The following is a 20691-nucleotide window of genomic DNA, read 5'->3' as shown; positions in this document are numbered from 1 at the left end:
ATCGTGGGCCTTCTCGACCATTGCTGTGCTTCTGCTTAAACCCCCGGCTAATCGCTCCCGGTGTAAACCCGCAGGATGCGGAAAGGCAGCTCGGCACCATCCACGCCACCGTTCAGGGGTGGCGCGCGGTGAAGCTGGTTCACGGCGATGTAGAGCCAGTCAGGCTCGCCGAAATCCAGGGCGTCCGGCCAAAGGAGCCGGTCGTCCGCGACCAGGGTCTCCAGCTTGCCGTCCGGGCTCAGGAGGCTGATGGCGTTGTGACTCAGGTCGGTGAAGTAGTGATTGCCAGCGGCGTCGGTGGCGGCCCCGTCCGAAAGGGGCTTGGGTCCGACCTTGGCGATGGCGGCGGCGACCGTCGCCTCATCCGCCCCCTCGCGCAGCAACCGCGCCGGCACCAGGTACCAGGTCGCGCCGCTCATGGCCCCAAAGAAAAGTGTCTCGCCGTCCGCGGAGAGGGTGATGGGATTGACCGCGATGCGGGCCGGCTTGAGCTTGCCGTCCTCCCCGGGTAGGCCGATGACCCGGCCCTCGATCACCAGGTCCCGGTCCTCGGCTTGCAGGGCGGGCGAGGTGGTAAAGCGCCGGGAGACGCGCTGGTTGAGGTCCAGGATCACCAGCGCGGGGGCCTGGCTGCCGCCCGGGTCGGCGATATAAACAAAGCCCCGGTCCGCATCCACCGCCAGGTCGTTGAGAAAGCTGCCGGTGGGCGCGGTCTCCGGTGGAAAGTCATAGCGAAAGACCGGCCGGCCGTCGACGAGGGCGAAGGCCAGCAGCTTGGGCGGCTGGTCGGGCTGGTGGGCGGGGTCGCCCAGACCATTGTCGAGCACCCAGAGGCGATTCTGGCCATCGATCCGAATGCCGAGGACGCTGTTGAGTACCTCGGAACCCGAGCCAAAGGCCCCGTTCCAGGCCAAGTCCGGCCAGGGCCGGTAGCTGTTGGGCCCGGTGACCTCGATGAGTTGCGCCTCGGCGCGGCGGAATTGGTGAACCGTGGCGAAGACGCGCCCCGACTCGGTGACCGCGAGATTGCCAGGGTTGATGGGCAGCTCCGCCACCGCCTCGATGGCGCCAGGGAGCAATTGCTCCCCGGCCCGGGCCGGCAGGGTGGCGAGCAAGGGCAGGACCAGCAGGAGGGCGGCAAGGGCGGGACGCATGGCTTTCTCCTAGGAGATCTCAACAAAGTTCAAGGTTTATGGGAGTTAGGGATCAGGGACTTGGCTAGCAGGGACTCGCGGCTCATCCATCCTTGCCTTAACATAGTCCAATGACCAATAAGTCTGGAGGCCCCGATGCAAACGCTTTCCGTCGCCGACGCCAAGGCCCGCCTCACTGCCCTGCCTACCCAGGTTGAGGCAGGGGAGGAGGTCGTTATCACCCGTCGCGGGGTACCGATCGCGCGTATCGTCGCCGAACCGATCGCGGGAAGCCAGCCCTTCGATTTAGCGGAATTATTCGCCTTCGTTGATCGTCAACCCTGCATTCTGGCCCTGACGCGACGGCCGCTGGCATGTCCGATCAGAGTGACATACCCCTCCGGGCCCGCGATGCGTTACATCTGGCGGTCTGTGTCAGAGCGAGGGCACGCCTCGCCATTTTCGATGGCGGCTTGGCCAAGGCCGGGAAACATCATGGCGTGGCAACGGACTATTTGACGGCCCAGCCCCCTGATTAGGGGACATGGGCACCATCCACTTCACCAAGACTTCGGGTTTTCAACGCACCAAGACACATGCCCTGTCAATCCCGCCGGCGCGCCATGGCCAGGCCCGCGATGATGACCGCCAGGGACACAAACAGCAGGATGAGGGAGGCCAGGGCATTGATCTGGGGCGAGACGCCCAGGCGCACGCTGGAATAGACGACCATAGGCAGGGTAGTGGAAGCGGGTCCGGCGACGAAGCTGGCGATGACCAGATCGTCCAGGGACAGGGTGAAGGCCAGTAGCCAGGCGGACAGCAGGGCCGGGGCGATCAGGGGCAGGGTGATGCGCAGATAAACCACCAGGGGCCTGGCGCCCAGGTCCATGGCGGCCTCCTCCAGGGAGCGGTCCATCTGTGCCAGGCGCGCCCGTATCACCACGGTGGCGTAGGCCATGCTGAAGGTGATGTGGGCAATGGCGATGGTGGTGAAGCCACGCCCGTTGGGCCAGCCGATGACCTGCTGCATGGCGACGAAGAGGAGCAGGAGGGACAGACCGATCAGGACGTCCGGCATGACCAGGGGCGCCGTGAGCAGGAGTTCGAAGCCACCGCGCCCGCGAAAGCGCCCGTAGCGGACCAGGGCCGTGGCCGCCAGGGTGCCCAGGATCACGGCCAGGGTGGCGTTCACCGTTGCGATGCGGACGCTCAGCCAGGCGGCATCAAGGATCTGGGCGTTACGCAGCAACTCGCCATACCAGTGGGTCGAGAAGCCGCCCCACACGGTCACCAGGCGCGAGGCGTTGAAGGAATAGATGACCAGCAGCAAGACAGGCACGTAGAGAAAGGCGTAGCCGAAGGCCAGCATGCTGTAAATAGGCCAGCGATGGCCCTTCATGACTCGCCCTCCAGGCGCGACTGCCAGCGTTGCAGGGCCACGAAGGGCACGACCAGCAGGGCGAGCAGCACCAGCGCCAGGGCCGAGGCCAGGGGCCAATCCTTGTTGGAAAAGAATTCGGTCCAGAGCATGCGCCCAACCATGAGGGAATCGGGTCCACCGAGCAGGTCCGGGATGACAAACTCGCCCACCGCCGGGATAAAGACCAGCAGGCTGCCGGCCAGGATGCCGGACAGGGACAGCGGCAGGGTCACGCGGACGAAGGCTCGCCAGGGCCGGCAACCCAGATCCGCCGCCGCCTCCAGCAGGGTGAGGTCGAGGCGGCTGAGGGTCGCGTAGAGGGGCAGGACCATGAAGGGCAGATAGGAATAGACGATGCCAATATAGACGGCGAGCGGCGTATGCAGGATGGTCAGGGGCTCATCAATGACCCCCATGGATATCAAAAAGTTGTTGAGCAGGCCATTGTTCTTGAGAATGCCGATCCAGGCATAGACGCGGATCAGGAAAGAGGTCCAGAAGGGCAGGATGATGAGCATCAGCAGGGGCACGCGCCAGCGCTCGGGGGCGGTGGCGATGGCATAGGCCATGGGGTAGCCGATGAGGAGGCAAAGGAAGGTGCAGACCAGACCCACCCAGACGGAATTGAGGAAGGCGGCGCGGTAGAGGTCATCCATCCACACCAGGGCGTAGTTGCCCAGGTTGAGGCGAATCTGGAGCACGGCGTCATCCAGCCATTCCAGCAGGGCCGAATAGGGTGGCTGGGCCACCAGGGGCTCCGCCAGGCTGATCTGGAGGACGATGACGAAGGGTAGAAAGAAGAAGAGCAGCAGCCAGAAATAGGGCAGGCCGATGTTGGCCCAGCGCCCCGGTTGCCAGTAGCCCCGGCGCCTCATCCAGCCCCGCCAGCCCTCGGTCCGAGCGTCGGCATTCTGGCTCATGCCCAGGACCTTCCCCTGTTCCGCTGGCGACCCAGACGCGTCATGGCGCTAATCCGTCAGGACCACGCCGCAGACGGGTGACCAGGCCATGGTCACCTCCTGGCCCCAGGTCAATTTCTGCTCGGTACGGGGATGGATATTGGCCAGGGTCATGGTGGCGACGCGTTCCGGCGAGACGCGGACGTGGAAGATGGAGACATCACCCAGGTAGGCGATATCCTGCACCTGACCGGTGACGCAATTCTCGCCGGGACTGGGACAGTCCTCGCACAGGCGCATCTTCTCCGGCCGCACGGCAACCGCCACCGGCGTCCCCAGGGCCAGGGGCTGGCGGCAATGCACGCGCATGAGCAGACCCCCCTCCCCCGCCACCAGGACCTCGTCGCCACCGCGGGCGGTCACCTTGCCCTCGAAGAGATTGACCGAACCGATGAAGCTTGCCACCAGGCGCGAGTTAGGGAATTCATAGATACCGGTCGGGGTATCGATCTGCACGATCTGACCCGCGTCCATGACCGCGATGCGACTGGACATCGTCATGGCCTCTTCCTGGTCATGCGTCACGGTCACGAAGGTGATACCGATGCGCTCCTGCAACTTGACCAACTCGAATTGGGTGTGAACGCGCAGCTTCTTGTCGAGGGCGCCCAGGGGTTCGTCGAGCAAGAGCAGCTTGGGGTGCTTGGCCAGGGAACGCGCCAGGGCCACGCGCTGACGCTGTCCGCCGGAGAGTTGGTCCGGCCGGCGCTTGCGCAAGTCGCCGATATGGAGCAGGTCCAGCATTTCACCGATCCGCTCGGCGCGCTCGGCCCGGGGCATCTTCTCTTGCCGGAGGCCAAATTCGATGTTGGCCTCCACGTTCATGTGGGGGAAAAGGGCGTAGGACTGGAACATCATGTTGACCGGCCGCCGGTAGGCCGGGATGTCGGTGACATCCACGCCGTCGATCCAGATGCGGCCGCGGGTGGGACTGTCCAGCCCCGCCAGCAGACGCAGCAGGGTGGACTTGCCACAGCCGGAACCCCCCAGGAGCGAAAAGAACTCACCCTGATAGATATCCAAGCTGACGCCGTTGAGGGCATGAACCTCGCCAAAGAGACGACTCACGCCCTCAATACGCACATAGGGCCTGGCTTTAGGGTCTTGCCACACCTCCAGGGCACCGGGTTCCCGATCTTCTGGCCTAGCCACAGACTTCTTGCCGCCCGCCGGCCCGGATCAGCGATTGGCCTTGAGCCGGGTCCAGATGCGGTTGAGTTCGCGCATCTCCTTGTCGCTGGGTTCCTTGAGGGTAATGAAGCGGGCGCGGGTCTCCTTGGAGGGATAGATGCCGGGATCCTGGCGCACGGCCTCGTCCAGAAACTCCGTCGCCGCCAGGTTCGGATTGGCGTAGTTGACAAAGTTGGAGGCGTTGGCAATCACCTTGGGGTCCAGGAGATATTCGATAAAGGCCAGGCCTTGGGCAGGATTGGGGGCATCCTTGGGGATGGCCATGACATCCACCCACAGGACGGCACCTTCCTTGGGCACCAGGTAGGCCACCTTGACACCATTTGCCGCCTCCCTAGCCTTGTCTCGAGCCTGGAGCACATCTCCGGAATAACCTTGGGCGATACAGATGTCGCCGTTGGCCAGATCGCTGATGACCTGGGAGGTATGGAAATAGCGGATGTAGGGATGCACGGCCTTGATGAGGTCCTGGACCGCCTTCAGGTCCTTCTTGTCACGGCTGTTGGGGTCCTTGCCCAGATAGAGAAGGGCGGCGGCGAGGACCTCCGTCGGGTCATCAAAAAGGGTCAGACCGCAACTGGCCAGCTTCTTGGCCTTTTCCGGGTCGAAGACCAGGGCCCAGCTCGCCACCGGCTCCTCGCCCAGGGCCGCCTTGACCTTATCGACGTTGATGCCCAACCCCGTAGTGCCCCACATGTAGGGCACCAGGTATTTATTGTCGGGGTCTATGTCCTTGAGAGAGCTGTAGATCTCGGGGTCCAGGTTTTTCAGGCCGGGCAGCTGGGACTTGTCCAGGGGCTGATAGATACCGGCCTTGATCTGGCGCGCCGCGAAGGGGCGGGCCGTGGGGAAGACGAGGTCATAGCCGCTGGAACCCGCGAGCAGCTTGGCGTCCAGGATCTCGTTGCTGTCATAGAGGTCCAGCACCGCCCGCGTGCCCGTGCGCGCCTGGAAGCCTGCCAGGGTGTCTTCCGCGAAGTAATCGTTCCAGTTATAGATGTGAACGGTTTCGTCCGCCGCGCCTGCCGCCAGAGGGGCGAGCAGGGGAATCCAGGCAATTTTCTTGAGGAACTGGCGCATGGTGATCGTGTCCCGGGGTAATCAGCAAACAGTTAAAAGCCGCTCCCAACCCGGCTCATTGGGGGTTCGGAGCGGCTCGGGTAGTAGGTTGTGAATAAGCTCCTATTTTGCATGGGCGACACGACCTTGTCATCCGCCCCGTCCCATCTTTATTAAATCCCGCGGGGCGAGGCCGGCGGGGCATCGCCTGCCCGCAATAAAGACTGCCTGCTCGCCAGCCCATGGGATAAACTGATGGCTGATCAACCAGCCCCCAGGCCAGCCCCCCCAGCTTGCACGGCACACACGAAATTAAGGAGGAGAAGATGACCGAACCCAAGATTGCATCTCCCTTACGCACCTGGACCTGGCTTCTGGCCATCCTCGTCCTTGGCCTGGGCGCGCTCCTGGTCTGGCACTACCAGTACGCCCAAAAGCAGTTGCAAGGCCACCAGGCCGTAATCGCCGAGAAGGGCCAGGCCCTGACGGCCGCCGAAGCGGAGATAGCCGGTCTCAAAAGCAAGCTAACCGCCCTCGGGGGTGATCTGTACCTCGCCACCAAGGCCCAGCAAGACCTCAAGGCCCAGGTTCAGGCCAAGCAGGCGGAGCATGAGGCCGCCCTCGTCACCCTGCGTGACGCGGCCAAGGCCGCCGAGAGCACCCTGGAGCAACGCCTCCAGGGGGCGGGTGATGAAATTACCGCCCTGAAGGCCGACATCGCCCAGCTCAACCAGGCCGCCACCGATGCCGCCGCCACCCACGAGGCCCATGTCCTGCAAATCACCGCCGACCTGTCGGCCGAGGCGATGAAATACCGCACCCTCCTGGTCGGCAGTGACCCGGAAAAGGCGGCCCTAGTGGCCAACTGGGAGCATCGCGTCCAGGCCCTGCACGCCGAACTGCTCAAGACTCGCCAGGCCCTGGAGGCCGAGCGGGCGAACCTGGCCACCCTGGACAAGGATCTGACCCAGGCCAAGCAAGCGAACGAGGCGCTCAAGCAAAACCTGAGCGCGGCGACCTTGAAACTCCAGGCCGCCGATACCGCCCTGACCCAGGAGCACGATGCCCTGACGGACCTGCGCACCCAGGGCGAAGCGGCGGTCGCCGCAGCGGAGAAAAAGGCGCGGGAACTCGCTGACCGTCTGGATACCGCCATCCTGGCCCACACCTCGGATAAAGGCGAGGCCGAGGCCCTGATTGCCCAGCTCAAGCAGGAGATCGATGCCGGCGGCGCCGCCCTGTCCAGCCTCCGCGGCGAGCACGAAAACCTCCAGGGCACCCTCGCCACGACCCAGCAGGCCCATGCCGGTGCCCAATCCGAACTCGATCGCTTGAGCCAGGAGGCCGCCGAGGCCCAGGGCGCCCTGTCGCGGGAGCTGGCGGCGAGCAAGGATAAGATCGCTGCCCTGAGCACGGAACTGGATAAACTCCGCCAACAAGGCGAGGCCGATCAAGTCCGCGCCAAGTCCGATTTGGACGCCCTGCGGCAGCAATCGGCGGCCGATCTGGCCCGGGCTAAGGCTGAAGTGGACGCCCTGCGTCAACAGGCGGAAGCCGATCTGAACCGTGCGAAGACGGGGGCCGAGGCGGCCCTCAAGCATCAGCGGGAGGCCTTGACCCGCCTGAGCGGCCTGGGCGGCCGCACCACCCAGGAAGGCATCCTCTTCACCTTGAAGGAAACCGAGACGCGATTCCTCACGGGCAAGGGCACCCTCCCCGCCGGCCCGATCCCCAGTCTCGACCAGCTCGCCGCCGTCCTGGTCGAGTTCCCGGAACTCAAGGTCCGGATCGAGGGCTATACGGATAGCTCGGGGCGTGACGAGACAAACCTCGCCCTGTCACAGCAGCGCGCGGATGCCATCATGGCGGCCCTGGTCGAACGGGGCGTCGCCGCCGAGCGTCTGACCGCCCAAGGTAATGGCGAGACCAAGCCCATCGCCACCAACGACACCCCGGCTGGCCGGAGCCAAAATCGGCGTGTCGAAATCTACGTTAGCGAACCCTGAGCGACAGCTCGGGAGGCTAACGACCGTGCGCGAGATCATCCTCCTCGACAATGGCTCGCGACGTCCCCAATCCACCCTGGCCCTGCGGGAGTTGGCAGGGCGCTTGAGGGGACTCCTCCTCCAGCCCGTCCAGCCCTTATCCTTGGCCCATTCCGACCTCATTAGCGCCGATAAACTCGATGGGCAACCGGCCACCACCCTGGAACCCTGGCTGGTTGACCGTTTACACCGGGGTGCCCGGCGCTTTCTGATCATCCCCCTCTTCTTCGGCCCCAGCGGGGCCCTGACCGAGGCCATCCCGGCCCTGGCGGCCAGGCTGAGCGCGGACATCGGTCCGCTGGATATCCGGCTGGCCGCCCCCCTCTGCCCCCTGCCCCAGGGGGAGCCGCGCCTCACCGCCATCCTCCTGGACCGCATCGCGACCGCCGCCCGGGAGACCCAGCTCCAGCCCCGACGCCTGGTCCTGGTGGATCATGGTTCCCCCCGCCCCGAGGTCAACGCCGCCCGGCGCTGGGTAGCGACGGACCTGCGCGCCCGTCTGGCGGCCAGTATTCAGGTCGAGGAGGCCGCCATGGAGCGTCGCGCCGGCCCCCAATACGACTTCAATGGCGAACTCCTGCTGGAGGTTCTGCGCCGCCTGGCGCGCGCGGACAGCCAGAGCCCGGTCTTCGTCGCCCCCCTGTTCCTGTTCGCCGGCCGTCATGCTGGCCCCGGCGGGGATCTGGACGAGATCGCGGCCGCCGTCAAGGCCGAACACCCCGACCTGCGCATCGCCCTGACGGGGCTGGTGGGCGACCATCCGGCCCTCCTCGACATTCTGGAGTCGCGCTTCCTTGAGGCCAAAGAGGACGCCGGGGAGTGATCCCAGCCCCGGCCGTGAACCTGCCCATCGCGGCGGCGCTGGATGAACTCACCGCCGCCTTCAGGACCGGACATGCCCTGCTCCAGGCCCCCACCGGCTCGGGCAAATCCACCCAGGTCCCCCTGGCCCTGCTCGACCAGGACTGGCTGGCGGGCCAGCGCATCCTGATGTTGGAACCCCGTCGTCCCGCCGCCCGCCTCACCGCCGCGCACATGGCGGCCCTGCTGGGCGAAAAGCCGGGCGAGACGGTGGGCTATCAGGTCCGCTTCGAGCGCCGGATCGGACCGCGCACCCGCATCGAGGTGCTGACCGAGGGCATCCTGACCCGCCGCCTCCAGTCGGACCCGGCCCTAGAGGGCGTGGGGCTGGTCATCTTCGACGAACTCCACGAGCTGAATTTGCCCTCGGCGCTGGGCATGGCTCTGACCCTGGATGTGGTCGCTAACCTGCGCCCGGACCTGCGCATCCTGGCCATGTCCGCCACCCTGGATGCCGGGCCCCTGGCGGACCTGCTCGGTGGCGCGCCCCTGATCCAGGCTGGCGGCCGGCCCTATCCGGTCGAGATCCACTACGCCGAACGGGACCCTGGACGCGATGGGCTACCGACCCTCGTCGCTACCATCCGCCAGGCCCTGGCGGACCACTCTGGCGACCTCCTCGCCTTCCTGCCCGGCGCGGGGGAGATCGAACGCGTCCGCGAGCGGCTCGCCGGCCTGACCGAAGCGGGCATCCAGATCCTGCCCCTGCATGGCACCCTGCCCGTCGCGGCCCAGGACCTGGCCCTGGGGCCGGGGCATGGCCGGCGGCGCCTGGTGTTGGCCACGGATCTGGCCGAGACCAGCGTTACCATTCCCGGCATTGGCGTGGTGGTGGACAGCGGTCTGACCCGCAAACCACATTTCGAGCCGGGATCGGGTTTGACCCGGCTGGTGACGGAAGCCATCCCTCGCGCCTCGGCGGATCAGCGGGCCGGGCGCGCCGGGCGACTGGGCCCCGGCGTCTGTTACCGGCTCTGGACCCGGGCCCAGGAGGCCAGCCGCCCCGAACACCGCACACCCGAGATCCTGCAAGCCGATCTGGCCCCCCTGGCCCTGGAACTGGCTCTCTGGGGGGTGAGCGATCCGGCGGAACTCCAGTGGCTCCAGGCCCCACCGCGCCCGGCCTGGGAGCAGGGAGTCGCCCTGCTCGTCCGGCTGGGGGCCCTGGATGCCGCTGGCCACATCACCCGGCTTGGCCGTGCCATGGCGGGCCTGCCCGTCCATCCGCGCCTGGCCGCCCTGCTCACGGGGGCGCCAACCGACCTGGCCGGGGAGGCCGCGGACCTCTGTGCCCTCCTCTCGGAACGCGACCCCTGGCTACGCCGGCCCGGCGAGCCCGGCTCGGCGGACCTGGGGCCACGTCTCCTTGCCCTGGAGGCCTTCCGAAACCGCCGGAGCCCTGGCGACATGGACGGCCGCCGACTCGCCGCCCTCGACCGCGCCGCTAACCAACTGCGCCGACTGGTCAAGGACGCGGAGCCAGGGGAGCCGCGTGGCATTACCAGCAGCGGCGGCCTGCTCGCCCTGGCCTATCCGGACCGGATCGCCCAGCGGCGCGGCGGATGCGATGGCCGCTACCTCCTGGCCCAGGGCTCCGGCGCCGTGCTGCCGCCGGGTGATCCCCTGGCCAGTCACCCCTATCTGGTGGCCGCCGGCCTGGATGCCGCCGGGCGCGACGGCCGCATCCAACTCGCCCTGCCCATCACCGAAACGGAGATCCAGGCCCTGTTCGCGGATCGGATCCAGCGCGAGCGGGTCCTGACCTGGGACCCGGGCCGAGAGGCCGCCAGCGCCCAGGAGGTCACGCGACTAGGCGCCATCACCCTGGCCGCCCAGCCGGCGCCCCTCCTGCCCAGTGACCCCGTCGCCGACCTGCTGCTGGCACGCATCCGGCGCGACCCCGGCCTGGCCCTGGAATGGAGCGACGCCGCCCGCCAGTTCCAGGCCCGTGTCCTCCTGATGCACACCCTGGAACCCGATGCCGGCTGGCCGGACCTGACGCCCGCCCAACTTGAGCAGAGTCTGGAAACCTGGCTCGGCCCCTGGCTGGCCGGCAAGAGCCGCCTCGACGAGGTCCAAGCCCTCGACCTGGCCGCCCTCCTCGCCGCCCAACTCAACTGGGAGCAACGCCAGCGCCTGGAACAGGATGCCCCGGCCAGCCTCCTCACCCCCGCCGGCACCCGCCGGCCCATCGATTACCTGGCCGGCGCCATCCCCATCCTCGCCGTGCCCCTGCAAGAGATGCTGGGGGCTCGCGAGACCCCGAGCATAGCCCGTGGCCAGGTCCCCCTCCTGATGCAGCTTCTCAGCCCGGCGCGCCGTCCCATCCAGCTCACCCGGGATCTCCCGGGATTCTGGGTCGGCAGTTATGTCCAGGTGCGCAAGGAAATGCGCGGCCGCTACCCCAAGCACCATTGGCCTGAGGACCCCGCCAACGCGGCGCCCATGGCTCGGAGCATCAAATCAAGAGGGGTGTGACGGGTGTGCTGGGTATTTAAAAATGGGGGGGTCCCAAGCCCCACTACCAGGGCTTGTACTGAAATTGCGGCAGGCTATCGCGGTCAAAAATGGCAGGCAGGGTCTCGACCAACCGCACCAACTCATCCAGGTTCATGTAGCAGCCCCAGGAGGCCTTGGCGGCTTCCACGGGTAGTTCGACCCAAAAACGCGCCAGCTTGGGCTCGCAGAGGATCTGCAGAATATTATCCTGGCTATCGATGAGGCCGAGAAAGTCGTCCCCGCCATGAAAACGTCCCAGGAGTTGGCGCTGGATATCGCGGGCGCTCATCTCGACGGCGTTGGTCGAGGAGATGGTATCGCCGGAACGTTCGAAGTAGTAGAAGACTCGGTAATGCATGGCTAATTAACCCCGCTCCCCGCTCGACGACCTGGACGGGTGGCGAGGAGGCGAATGGCGCGACCTGGGCCCGGCCTTGCCCCGTGCTATGATTTCCAACTTCCGCTCCGGCCACGCCGGGAAGGGTAGGAACAATCCTGTCTTTTACTCCATCCGGGCCGTCACGGGCAAACTTTTCCTTGATCGCCTCAAGTTTTTGATCCCGCGCCAGCGGCCGGGGACCGGCGGGGCCGGCACAGGGACCTTGACCCATGCTGCATCTTCTTGACCCGCGGGATCCGACCGCACCCTTCCCCGACGTCACCCTGGCGGAGCGCGAGCCCGACGGCCTGCTCGCCATCGGCGGCGACCTGGACCCACGGCGCCTGCTCAACGCCTACCGCCACGGCATCTTTCCCTGGTTCAGCGCCGGTGATCCCATCCTCTGGTGGAGTCCGGACCCCCGGACCGTGCTGCTGCCAAACCGGGTCCATATCTCCCGCAGCCTGGCGAAGACGCTGCGCCGGGGACACTTTCAGATCACCCTGGATCAAGCCTTCCATCAGGTCATTGGCGCCTGTGCCGGCCTCCGCCGCCACGGCAACGGCACCTGGCTGGTGCCGATGATGATTCGCGCTTACCAGCGGCTCCATCGCGCTGGCTGGGCCCACTCGGTGGAGGTCTGGCGGGATGGCGACCTGGTCGGCGGCCTTTACGGCGTCACCCTTGGCCGCGTTTTTTTTGGAGAATCCATGTTCAGCCTCGTCAGCGATGCCTCCAAGGTGGCCCTGGTCCACCTGTGCCGGACCCTGGAAGACCGTGGTTATGGCCTCATCGATTGCCAGATGGCGACCGACCACCTGCTGAGTTTGGGCGCCTTTCAGATCCCACGCGCCGCCTTCACCGCGACCCTCGACCTCCTGTGCGCCGATCCGGGTACTCCCGAGCTCTGGAACCCCGAGGCCATAGCCACAGGGGGAGCGGATGCCCTGGCCCGATCGTCCGTCCCTTCAGACCAGAACGGGGCGGGCTCATGACCAGCCTTGGCTTCCAGCAGCGCCTAACCCTGTTCCTGACGGGGAGACGCCCTTGCGCTTATTTGCCGGGACGGGAAGAGCGCGTCCTCTTTGTCGATCCCAGGGTACCCATGAGCGGTCCTCTCTATGAACCCCTGTTGCGTAAGGGTTTCCGGCGCGCCGGGCGCTTCGTCTATCGCCCCGCCTGCGGCCCCTGTCAGAGTTGCGTACCCGTGCGCCTGGATGTCACCCACTTCGCCCCCAACCGGTCCCAACGCCGCAATCGCGACCAGAACGCGGATCTGATCCTGAGCGACTGTCCGGCCGCCTTCGCCCCCGAGCATTTTGACCTTTATGCCGCCTATATCCACCATCGCCACCCGGATGGGGGCATGGCGGAGCAGTTGACCCCGGAAAGTTACCAGGATTACCTGATCCAACCCTGGGGGGGCGAGACCCGTCTGCTGGAATTACGCCTCGGGGAGCGCCTGGTCGCCGTGGCCGTTACCGACCGGTTGCCCAATGCCCTGTCCGCTGTCTATACCTTCTTCGATCCGGCAGTGGCCGACCGCGCCCCGGGCGCTTACGCCATTCTGAGTCAGATCGGACTCGCCCGCCACCTGGGGCTCCAGTACCTCTACTTGGGGTATTGGATCAAGGACTGCCGCAAGATGGCCTACAAGGAAAGATACCGGCCCATCCAGGCCCTGATCGGGGAGCAGTGGCAAGAATTCGCGCGTGGACAACCCATTCCTGACCAAGACGGGTGGGCGTTAGGTACCCAGAGCCCGTCAATCCCTGGTCGGTAGCGGCAGGCGGGCGAGAAACCCCTAGACCGGTCCCAGCAGGCGTGTCGTGACCCCCACCGTCAGCCGATGATGACCGCCCCCGCGAATCACGCCCCGCAGGGGTGCGACATCGCCATAATCCCGACCGACCGCCAGGCGGACATGGCCGCTCGCGGGCACCAGATCGTTGGTCGGATCCAGGTCCAGCCAGCCATCGACGGGGACGCCGGGCGTACCTGGCGCGTAGACCTGAACCCAGGCATGCGAAGCGTCCGCCCCGACGAAGACGGGACCCTCCCCGGAATGAGTGCGTAGGTAGCCGCTGACATAGCGGGCGGGCAGCCCCAGCATGCGGAGGGCACCCGCCATCAGGTGCGCGAAGTCCTGGCAAACTCCCCGGCGTTGGGTAAAGGCCTCTTCCAGGGGGGTGTCTATCTCGGTGCTACGGGCCTCGTAACGGAAATCGGCATGGATGCGATGCATCAGGTCCAGTGCGGCCTCCGCCACCGGCCGGTCAGGGGGAAAAGACGGCAGGGCATACTCCCGCAGTGCCTCCAGGCGCGGCACATAGGGAGAGGGTTGCACGAACTCCACCGCTGGATCGAAGGGCGCGCGCGCGACGTAACGCAAACGATCACGCACCCGCCGCCAATCGGGCGCGGCCTCGGGCTGGAGCAACCCAAATCGCGGCGACACCCGCAGCCGGGAATGAGCTCGCACCCGCAGGACCCGGTGGGCTTGCTGGAGTGTGAAGTGACAACAGGCGTTACCAAAGACATCGGTGCCATCGCGGCATTGAGCTGGGGCTGGGTCCAGGTCCAGGGCGTAAGAAATCAGCGCCTGGTGGGCGTCGGCCAGGGGCCGCAGGTAGGCGAGGTGATGGGCGAGAGAGACCGGCGCCTCGTACTCATAACAGGTCTCATGCAGGACATCCAACTCCACCACTCCAGGGGCATCCCCGGCGGGCCTGGACCCGGCAGTCCCGGGGGTGGGGTCTACCTGGCTCATGTGTGCCGCACCTGATCCATGCCGTCCGCCAACGCGAAATAGCGATGGCCAATCTCTTCGCCCAGGGGGAGCGCCAAGCGGTTCAGGCGCCGCGCCACCTCCAGCAAGAGCTTGACCAGACCGGCGTCGTCCAGATCGCGCAGGTCCTGCAACGTAAATCCCACGCCCGCGCGTGGCAGCCATGACTGGATGGGGGCGAGGGCCTGCTTGCTACCGGGAAGCTTCGAAAGTTCGGTCCGCAACCGCCGCAGCACGCCCGCGAAGGCCCGGGGGTTGGTGTCCTCCAGCACCAGTAGATCCACCAGGGCCAGCAAGTCCTCATGCCGCTGATAACGGGCACGGTAAGTGATGGTACTGTCGAAAAGATCCAGCAGGGCTTCCACGCCATCGGCGCTGCCCAGGGCCCCCGCTTCAAGGAAGTCATCCAGGCACTGGGTGAGGCCAACCAGCCGCTCCAGGAGGCGACCCACGGTGAGGAACCGCCAGCCATGATCGCGGATCATGCGATCGGACTGGGCGCCCGTGGCCGCCGCTAATTGCAACGCCAGCCGATCCAGTGCCGGGGGCACCCGACCCCGCGCGGGTAATTCCCCACCCGCCAGGGCGAGTGACGAGGTGAAGGAGGCCCGCATCGTCCGCATCAGGCCCCACTGCTCGGGCGATAGCCGGTCACGCAAGGCATGAGAAGTGCGCTCTAGGGCACCCAGATTAAAGGCGATGCTGAAGGCATCCTGGTCATCGGCCAAGCCCGCCAGCAGGGCGCGTTCATAAAGACGGGGGGCCTTCACCAAAGGGGGTACTCCCGGGGGCACCAGGCCGGCACGCCCACCCTGTAGCGACAGGGCGTGGGACAAGGCGCCGCGGGTCATGCCATCGGCGGCGGTCAGGCGCAGGGTGGCGCGCGCGAGGCGCACGAGATGCTCGGTGCGTTCCGTGTAGCGTCCCAGCCAGAACAGATTCTCACCCGTGCGGCTACTGACGGGGCGACGCCGCCCCTGTACATCGTCCACGGACAGCCGGCCCGGCAGCATGGAAAAGCGATCAACTGGCCCATCTGTCAGGACCCAAGTGTCCAAACTGGTGCCGCCGCGTTGCATCGAGACGCTGGCCTCCGCGCCTTTGGCGACGCGCGTCATGCCACCTGGCAACAGCCGCCAGCGCCCTTGGCCATCGGCGATGGCATAGACACGCAACAAGGCCGGGCGTGGCGTCAGGGTGCCCTCACCCCAGATGGGTGCGCGCGAGAAGGGCAGGCGACTCTGCACCGTCCAGGCGTCCGGATCCAGTTCGACGTCGGCCTGGACGGGATCGAAAACCTTGGAGGTCCTGCCGGCCTCCGGGAAGGTACTGCGCAGCAGCTTGCCCTCCAGGTGACCCTTGACATCGGCCCAGGCCGCGGGCTCCCCGCACCACCAGGTCGGCAAGGAAGGCATCAACAGCTTCTGCCCCAGGATCTGCCGCGCGATGCCGGGAAGAAAGCCCTGGATGGCGGGCGACTCCAGGAAGGCGCTGCCCAGGGCATTAGCCATCACGATATGGCCGGCGCGAGCGGCGTCCACCAAGCCAGGGACCCCCAGCGCCGAGTCCGGACGCAACACCAGCGGGTCGCACCAGTCGTCATCCACGCGGCGGAGCACACCATGCACGGGCTCCAAGCCCTCCACCGTCTTCAGGTAGAGGTGCTCACCGCGCACGGTCAGGTCCCCGCCCTCGACCAGGGGCAGGCCCAGGTAGCGCGCCAGGTAGGCCTGCTCGAACCAGGTCTCGCTGTAGGGCCCCGGCGTCAGGAGCACGATGCGGGGCGTGTGACCACCGGCGGCCTCGCGCGCGGGTCCCTCCAGCGCATTCAGCAACCGCTGGTAGCTGCTAGCGATGTGCTGCACCCGCATCTCCCGAAAGATGTCGGGAAATTGCGCCGAGACCAGCAAGCGGTTGTGCAGCACATACCCCAGGCCCGGAGGCCCCTGGGTCCGCTGGGCGACGACCCACCAGCCACCATCGGGCCCGCGGGCGATATCAAAAGCCACGATCAGCAGTCGTTGACCACCCGCGGGCCGCGCCCCGTGCATGGCGCGCACATAGCCAGGATGGCGTAACAGCAGGGCGGGAGGCAAGAGGCCCTTATGCAGGAGTTGCCGCGCCCCATAGAGGTCCGCCAGCACCGCCTCCAACAACTCGGCGCGCTGCACGAGACCGGACTCGATTTCCGCCCAGTCCTTCGGCTCGATCAAGAGTGGTAGCAGTTCCAGCGACCAGGGGCGCGTGGCCACGCCATCGGCGCTGAAGACGTTATGGGTAACCCCATCCCGCTGAATCTGCTCATGGATCTGGGCCAGGCGGCGGTCCAGGTCCGCCGGCAGGCCGCGACCCGCCGCCGGGGAGGGCAGCAGGCCCAGGAATCGTGACCAGACGGGGCGCGGGGCCCCGACCGGTAAGCGCAGTTCGTCCCAGACCCCCTCCTCGACCGGTATCGCGGGCATCAGGGCGCCGCCAGCCGTCTCTGCGGGCGCGCGGGTCCCCGCGGTTGCCAGGGGCGCGGGGCTTATGCTCGGGGGTGGCAAGCTCGTTAGCGCCGCCGGCGCAGGTCCAGGGTGAAGGGGAACTCCAGGCTAGCGCGCGCTGGTTCCACCTTCAAGGTACCAGGGGTATGGCCAAACCGGAAAAAGCGGCCCAAGCGCCGGCTTTCCGCCTCGTAGGCGTTCACCGGAAAGGTCTCGTAACTGAGCCCGCCGGGGTGCGCCACATGATATTGGCAGCCCCCAAGGGAACGCCCCAGCCAGTTGTCAACGATATCCAGGGTCAGGGGGGCGTGGACGCCGATCGTGGGATGCAGGGCGGATGAGGGTTGCCAGGCGCGATAGCGCACCCCGCAGACGTATTCGCCGGCGCGGCCGGTGGGCTGCAGCGGCACCGCCTGACCATTGACCGCAATCACATGGCGGTTATCGTTAAGGCCCGTAACCTTGAGTTCCAGTCGCTCCAGGGAGGAGTCGACAAAGCGCACCGTGCCGCCGCCGGAATCCTCTTCGCCCATCACATGCCAAGGCTCGAGGGCGCTGCGCAGCGTCAGGCCAATACCCCAGCCCGATACCTCGCCCATCACCGGGAAGCGGAACTCGAAGTGCGGGGCGAACCAGGCCCCGTCAAAGGCAAAACCCGCTTGTTGCAGCTCGATGATAACGTCATCGAAGTCCATCTGGATAAAGGTGGGCAAGAGAAAGCGGTCATGGAGGCTGGTTCCCCAGCGCGTCAGGCGGGTGGCGATGCCACCCCGGTAGGGCTCGCGCCAGAACCAGGCCAAGAGGGCCCGCAATAGCAGTTGCTGCGCCAGGCTCATCCTGGCATGAGGCGGCATTTCAAAGGCCCGCATCTCCAACAGGCCCAGCCGGCCGGTGGGTCCCTCCGGCGAATAGAGCTTGTCGATGCAAAATTCGCTACGGTGGGTATTGCCCGAGGCATCGATCAAGAGGTTACGGAGCGACCGGTCCACGAGCCAGGGAGGCGCAATGCCGGCGGCACCACTGGCGGGGGCCATCCGCCGCTCCAACTCGTCGAGGGCAATCTCGATTTCGTACACCTGATCGTTGCGCGCCTCGTCGATGCGCGGCGCCTGACTCGTCGGGCCGATAAAGAGGCCGCTGAAGAGGTAGCTCAGGGCGGGATGGTTGTGCCAGTAGGTCAACAGACTCGCGAGCAGGTCCGGCCTGCGTAGGAAGGGACTGTCGGCGGGCGTCGCCCCGCCCAGTACGAAATGGTTGCCACCGCCCGTGCCCGTGTGCCGCCCGTCCAGCATGAACTTCTCGGTGGAGAGCCGCGACTGATGAGCCGCCTCATACAGAAACTCGGTGTGATCAACGAGCTCGCCCCAGTTGTGCGCCGGGTGGATATTGACCTCGATCACACCAGGGTCCGGGGTGACCTGCAGCAACTTCAGACGCGGATCGCGCGGCGGCGGATAGCCTTCCAGGACTACCTTCACGTCCAGATCAGCGGCCGTCGCCTCGACGGCCGTGACTAATTCCAGGTAGTCCTCCAGATGTTCGAGGGGCGGCATGAAGACGAACATCACCGCGCTCTTGCCGCCATGCTCCGTCTCGGCCTTGGTGCCGTTGGCACGCTGGGGATCGCGCACCTCGACACAGAGGGCGGTGCGGATGATCCAGCCCGCCGACTGCTGGCGCGCCGGCAAGGTGTCCGGTGTCTCCGCACGTGGGCTAGTCGCGTGGTGCGGGGAGGAACGGCCTTCGCCGGCTGTGGGTCCAGAGCCCCCAACACCGTCACCGGTCCCGGAATATCCCGGCACCTCTTGACCTTGCAGGGCGACGGCACCGCCCTCGGCAAATCCGTACCCCAGATGTCGGGCGTCATAACGCGTCTGGGATCTCAGTACCGCGGCACTGGGTAAGGGGGTAAAGGGTGCGAAGGGGTCCTGGGATATCGAAAAGGGCTGGTCCTCGGTGCTGGCCCACGGTAGGGAGTCGAGCGGCAACCGATACCCCATCGGCGAATCGCCGGGGATCAGATAGAGGCGATCATCGCGGGGAAACCAGGGTCCGCTGATCCAGCTTGGCCCCGCTTCACCCGCGATCAACTCACGCTTGAGGGGCAGCAGGTAGCCCACCACGCTGTCCAGCCCCTGGTCAAAGATACGCCGCAGGCGGACGCGCTCGAGCTCATCCTCGAGCTTGGAGTCGAAGGGGTCCACGTTGATCGGCAGCCGGCGCTCGCGCCACAGGTAGTACCAGGTATCCTCATAGCCGGTCTGAACATACTGGGTGTCGAGATCGAGGCGCCGCGTCAAAGCCATGATGAAGGCCTTGGCATCGGCGGCGGTATAGCGATGGGTATGGCGCTCGTCGGCGAGCAGTTCGGGGTTATGCCAGCAGGGCTGGCCATCGGCGCGCCAGCAAATGGAGAGCGCCCATCGCGGCAGTTGCTCTCCGGGGTACCACTTACCCTGGCCGAAGTGCAAAAAGCCACCTGGCGCATAGCGCCTCATCAGCCGATGTAACAGTTCGGTAGCCAGGCCCCGCTTGGTAGGACCCAGGGCGTCCGTATTCCATTCCGCGCCATCCCGGTCATCCACCGACACAAAGGTCGGTTCGCCACCCATGGTCAGCCGCACGTCGCCAGCCACCAGTTCCGCGTCCACCGCCTGGCCAAGCGCCGAGATCCGCTCCCACTGGTCATCGGTATAGGGCTGGGTCACCCGGGGGGACTCGTGAATACGCATCACCTGCATCTGGTGGGAGAACTCGACTTCGCACTCACCCACCGCCCCGGATACCGGGGCGGCCGTTGCCGGCTCGGGGGTACAGGCCACTGGAATGTGCCCCTCCCCCGCGAGCAGGCCAGAGGTCGGGTCCAGGCCAACCCAACCCGCACCGGGCAGATAGACCTCGCACCAGGCGTGGAGGTCGGTAAAATCGCTTTCTGCCCCGGAGGGACCATCGAGTGACTTGACGTCGGGCTTGAGCTGGATGAGATAGCCGGACACGAAACGCGCGGCCAAACCCATGTGGCGCAGCGTCTGCACCAGCAGCCAGGCGGAATCACGGCAGGAACCGGAGCCATGGGCCAGCGTCACCTCCGGCGTCTGCACCCCGGGCTCCAGCCGGATCAAATAGGTGATATCCCGCTGCAGGCGCTGGTTCAGCTCCACCAGGAAGTCGATGGTGCGCACCTCGTCGCGCGGGATGCTAGCCACAAAGGCCTTGAAACGCGGCTTCAAGTCACCCTTGATCAGATAGGGCAGCAGGTCGTGCTCCAGTTCCGGGGCATACCGGAAGGGGTAGCGCTCCGCCTCCGGTTCCAGAAAGAAGTCGAAGGGGTTGTAGACCGACATCTCCGCCACCAGGTCCACCGTGACCTTGAACTCCTGGGTACGATCGGGAAATACCAGCCTGGCCAGATAGTTGGAAAAAGGGTCCTGCTGCCAGTTGATGAAGTGCCCCGCCGGCTCGACACGCAGGGAATAGCTCAGGATAGGGGTGCGGCAGTGGGGTGCGGGTCTCAACCGCACGATCTGGGGCGACAAGGACGCCAACCGGTCGTAACGGTAGTGCGTGACGTGATTGAGCGCGACGTGAATGGACAATTGATTCTCCCGATCTGGCAGGCAAGGTACCCACAAAGATTTATTTAGCAAGGTCCGGGCCATCGCAATGGGAGATCCACGCCCACACAACCAGCATGAAGGCCACCCAGCCTGGTTGCGGACCCGGCGCCCGCCTCGCCCCACAAAGTGATGCTGCTTGCACGCTTTTAGGGCGCAACCTTCCTCGACGCACCCTCACTTGGTGCAAACGGGGATAGATGCCTTGCCCCCCCTGATGTCAGCGTGGCACTGATGCCGCGCCGACCCCACTCATC

Annotated in this window: 14 protein-coding genes and 1 pseudogene; 6 read left to right on the top strand and 9 right to left on the bottom strand. The window is 66.2% G+C overall.

Features of this window, described 5'->3' with window-relative positions; genetic code table 11:
• Positions 1 to 47: 47 nt before the first annotated feature.
• Complete coding sequence (locus IPN92_05525) at positions 48 to 1154, bottom strand: hypothetical protein (protein MBK8637757.1); 1107 nt, start codon at positions 1152 to 1154, stop codon at positions 48 to 50.
• 135 nt (positions 1155 to 1289) lie between these two features.
• Here IPN92_05525 and IPN92_05520 point away from each other — a divergent pair.
• Positions 1290 to 1412 (top strand): annotated as a pseudogene (locus IPN92_05520) (type II toxin-antitoxin system prevent-host-death family antitoxin).
• A gap of 325 nt (positions 1413 to 1737) precedes the next feature.
• On the opposite strand, the gene IPN92_05515 reads toward IPN92_05520, so the two are convergent.
• The 4 genes from IPN92_05515 to IPN92_05500 form a co-directional block, all read right to left on the bottom strand.
• Positions 1738 to 2535, bottom strand: coding sequence for an ABC transporter permease subunit (locus IPN92_05515; protein MBK8637756.1), 798 nt, complete (start codon positions 2533 to 2535; stop codon positions 1738 to 1740).
• Complete coding sequence (locus IPN92_05510; GenBank protein ID MBK8637755.1) at positions 2532 to 3431, bottom strand: ABC transporter permease subunit; 900 nt, start codon at positions 3429 to 3431, stop codon at positions 2532 to 2534. Before IPN92_05510 ends, IPN92_05515 begins: the two co-directional genes overlap by 4 nt.
• Before the next feature lie 93 nt (positions 3432 to 3524).
• Positions 3525 to 4667 (bottom strand): polyamine ABC transporter ATP-binding protein, encoded by a 1143-nt coding sequence (potA, locus tag IPN92_05505; GenBank protein MBK8637754.1) that lies wholly within the window; start codon positions 4665 to 4667, stop codon positions 3525 to 3527.
• A gap of 27 nt (positions 4668 to 4694) precedes the next feature.
• On the bottom strand, positions 4695 to 5786 hold the full coding sequence (locus IPN92_05500; GenBank protein ID MBK8637753.1) for a polyamine ABC transporter substrate-binding protein: 1092 nt from the start codon (positions 5784 to 5786) through the stop codon (positions 4695 to 4697).
• 305 nt (positions 5787 to 6091) lie between these two features.
• Here IPN92_05500 and IPN92_05495 point away from each other — a divergent pair, with 305 nt between their 5' ends.
• The 3 genes from IPN92_05495 to hrpB are packed head-to-tail and all read left to right on the top strand — an operon-like array spanning position 6092 to position 11149.
• Positions 6092 to 7771 carry an OmpA family protein gene (locus tag IPN92_05495; GenBank protein ID MBK8637752.1) on the top strand — a complete coding sequence of 560 codons (1680 nt, stop codon included), beginning with the start codon at positions 6092 to 6094 and terminating at the stop codon, positions 7769 to 7771.
• A 25-nt stretch (positions 7772 to 7796) separates the two neighbouring features.
• Positions 7797 to 8633, top strand: coding sequence for a cobalamin biosynthesis protein CbiX (locus IPN92_05490; GenBank protein MBK8637751.1), 837 nt, complete (start codon positions 7797 to 7799; stop codon positions 8631 to 8633).
• Positions 8630 to 11149: an ATP-dependent helicase HrpB gene (gene hrpB / locus IPN92_05485; protein MBK8637750.1), complete on the top strand. Its 2520-nt coding sequence runs from the start codon at positions 8630 to 8632 to the stop codon at positions 11147 to 11149. Before IPN92_05490 ends, hrpB begins: the two co-directional genes overlap by 4 nt.
• Before the next feature lie 43 nt (positions 11150 to 11192).
• On the opposite strand, the gene IPN92_05480 is transcribed toward hrpB, so the two are convergent.
• Positions 11193 to 11528, bottom strand: coding sequence for a hypothetical protein (locus IPN92_05480; protein MBK8637749.1), 336 nt, complete (start codon positions 11526 to 11528; stop codon positions 11193 to 11195).
• 251 nt (positions 11529 to 11779) lie between these two features.
• On the opposite strand from IPN92_05480, the gene IPN92_05475 reads away from it, so the two are divergent.
• Positions 11780 to 12544, top strand: coding sequence for a leucyl/phenylalanyl-tRNA--protein transferase (locus tag IPN92_05475; GenBank protein ID MBK8637748.1), 765 nt, complete (start codon positions 11780 to 11782; stop codon positions 12542 to 12544).
• The gene (locus IPN92_05470) at positions 12541 to 13332 is read left to right on the top strand and encodes an arginyltransferase (GenBank protein ID MBK8637747.1); all 792 of its coding nucleotides are present in this window, start codon (positions 12541 to 12543) and stop codon (positions 13330 to 13332) included. The genes IPN92_05475 and IPN92_05470 overlap by 4 nt, the downstream gene beginning before the upstream one ends.
• A gap of 21 nt (positions 13333 to 13353) precedes the next feature.
• Here IPN92_05470 and IPN92_05465 read toward each other — a convergent pair whose 3' ends face one another.
• The 3 genes from IPN92_05465 to IPN92_05455 form a co-directional block, all read right to left on the bottom strand.
• Positions 13354 to 14256 (bottom strand): transglutaminase family protein, encoded by a 903-nt coding sequence (locus IPN92_05465; protein ID MBK8637746.1) that lies wholly within the window; start codon positions 14254 to 14256, stop codon positions 13354 to 13356.
• Between the two features lie 59 nt (positions 14257 to 14315).
• Entirely contained in the window at positions 14316 to 16799 is a 2484-nt protein-coding gene (locus IPN92_05460) for a circularly permuted type 2 ATP-grasp protein (protein ID MBK8637745.1), read from the bottom strand.
• An 86-nt stretch (positions 16800 to 16885) separates the two neighbouring features.
• Entirely contained in the window at positions 16886 to 20416 is a 3531-nt protein-coding gene (locus IPN92_05455; GenBank protein MBK8637744.1) for a transglutaminase family protein, read from the bottom strand.
• Positions 20417 to 20691 lie beyond the last annotated feature (275 nt).

This window comes from Chromatiaceae bacterium (assembly GCA_016714645.1).
Classification (GTDB): domain Bacteria; phylum Pseudomonadota; class Gammaproteobacteria; order Chromatiales; family Chromatiaceae; genus M0108.
The sequence above is the reverse complement of the archived record's forward strand: the minus strand, read 5'-3'. Positions and strand labels throughout refer to the sequence as shown.

What these genes read in the sequence shown, in the direction of transcription:
- IPN92_05515 (MBK8637756.1), bottom strand. Translation starts at nt 2,535, where the DNA reads ATGAAGGGCCATCGCTGGCCTATTTACAGCATGCTGGCCTTCGGCTAC.
- IPN92_05480 (MBK8637749.1), bottom strand. Translation starts at nt 11,528, where the DNA reads ATGCATTACCGAGTCTTCTACTACTTCGAACGTTCCGGCGATACCATC.
- IPN92_05495 (MBK8637752.1), top strand. Translation starts at nt 6,092, where the DNA reads ATGACCGAACCCAAGATTGCATCTCCCTTACGCACCTGGACCTGGCTT.
- IPN92_05470 (MBK8637747.1), top strand. Translation starts at nt 12,541, where the DNA reads ATGACCAGCCTTGGCTTCCAGCAGCGCCTAACCCTGTTCCTGACGGGG.
- IPN92_05500 (MBK8637753.1), bottom strand. Translation starts at nt 5,786, where the DNA reads ATGCGCCAGTTCCTCAAGAAAATTGCCTGGATTCCCCTGCTCGCCCCT.
- IPN92_05525 (MBK8637757.1), bottom strand. Translation starts at nt 1,154, where the DNA reads ATGCGTCCCGCCCTTGCCGCCCTCCTGCTGGTCCTGCCCTTGCTCGCC.
- IPN92_05475 (MBK8637748.1), top strand. Translation starts at nt 11,780, where the DNA reads ATGCTGCATCTTCTTGACCCGCGGGATCCGACCGCACCCTTCCCCGAC.
- IPN92_05460 (MBK8637745.1), bottom strand. Translation starts at nt 16,799, where the DNA reads ATGCCCGCGATACCGGTCGAGGAGGGGGTCTGGGACGAACTGCGCTTA.
- IPN92_05510 (MBK8637755.1), bottom strand. Translation starts at nt 3,431, where the DNA reads ATGAGGCGCCGGGGCTACTGGCAACCGGGGCGCTGGGCCAACATCGGC.